Genomic DNA, 1,465 nt, shown 5'->3' on the forward strand with positions numbered 1-1,465 from the left:
CTTGGTCGGAAATCCCCTTAAAAAAGGCGGGTCTTTCACCAATACAAAAAAGAACTCCTTATTTTTTCCATACACCTTTAAAAAAACGAATCCTTCCGCTATAAGCAATGGCTGACAACGTTTGGTGTATGATTAGTTGCGTGTTTAAGCACCTAATTTAGCAAATAATTACTGAATAGAAAATTCGCGAGAATTTTCGTAAGTAGGCGAGAACCAGCCATTAATTATACACGGTGTTGCCAACCGTTATTTTAGTTCATATTCAATTTCAATGGTTAATCTTGGTTTTTCATAATTCAAGTCATCCAATGGGCAGAACTTGATTAATTTTGGAAAACTACAATTATCAATTTTTTCAAATTCCGCAATATAAAGTTCATAATTAGTTGTTTCTCCTTTAGTGGTAAATCCGTGTATAATTAATTGACCTTCTATTTTTACAACTTCATTAGACTCAGTAGTTATTTCAATGTCCTTTAAGTAATAATTGATGTTTTCAAGTTCACTTTCTACCTGTATCTTATTTCCATTGGTAATATTCTTGTCTGAAGAAGAGAAAAACGGAAACGTAGTTACTCCAGTTATGTCTTTACTTGTAGAAGAAAGGTATAATTCAGAATCTTTTTCTGTTCTTGGATATTTGTTTTTCACATTTCCTATAGAATCGTATTGGAAAACGGTTATTGTAAATTCTCGTTTTGAGATTGTTTTTAAACCGCATTTTTGGTAATCAAAAAGAGGCTCTATTGTTTTTTCTTCTTTCACTAAAAGTTCATCTGGAATAGCATTCTGCAAATCCTTTTTTATTAATTCAGTTATTTTGTTTTTAAGATTGTCATAAGGTTCAATCATTACGAAATATCCCCACATTTTAATTCCTTTTCCAATAAATTCTTTTCCTTGTTTTGTCTGAAATAAGAGCATATGCTCAAAAAATGAACCGCCTACGCTAATCTTATCAATCTCTTTATCAATGTTACCGTTTCCTTCGAGTATATCAAGGTTAAAATAATATTTTGTTCTTATTTTTTTTGGATTACCTATTAATTCATACCTCTTTTGTAATTCCTTTTTCTTGAATGTCTGAAAAATATAAAGAGTATTATTATGCAGGTATTTAGAAAGTAATACGTGCTTTTCCTTATCAGCTTTATTGTCAAAGTCAGGATGCTCTTTAAGTATTTCTTTCAAAGGGTCTTTGAAATAGACTTTTACTTTTAAATCCTCTAATTTGTAATTGTCGACCAATTCAAAATTTGTCAAATCTTGTGCTTGAATTCCGGATACAAAAAAGATCAATATCAGAAGTGGTATTATTCGCATTCTGTTTTTTTTAATGGTTGGCAATGGTTAGTGGTATGAATAGTGGCCTTCTCCATAAACTTGCTTTTTAGGCCATTATTTATACCACGTGTTGTCTGCCGTATATTTTTTAGTTTAAATTTCCTGAAATTAAAAAATATAG

The 1,465-nt window shown here is 30.4% G+C and carries 1 protein-coding gene; it reads right to left on the reverse strand.

Features of this window, described 5'->3' with window-relative positions; translation table 11 throughout:
* Positions 1-246: 246 nt before the first annotated feature.
* Positions 247-1,323 carry a hypothetical protein gene (locus IM744_RS20535; protein ID WP_194510035.1) on the reverse strand — a complete coding sequence of 359 codons (1,077 nt, stop codon included), beginning with the start codon at positions 1,321-1,323 and terminating at the stop codon, positions 247-249.
* Positions 1,324-1,465: the final 142 nt, after the last annotated feature.

The sequence above is a fragment of the Psychroserpens luteus genome (assembly GCF_015319355.1).
Taxonomy (GTDB): domain Bacteria; phylum Bacteroidota; class Bacteroidia; order Flavobacteriales; family Flavobacteriaceae; genus Psychroserpens; species Psychroserpens luteus.

Bases quoted from the DNA above. Each gene is read 5' to 3' on its own strand.
- IM744_RS20535 (WP_194510035.1), bottom strand. From the start codon at position 1,323: ATGCGAATAATACCACTTCTGATATTGATCTTTTTTGTATCCGGAATT.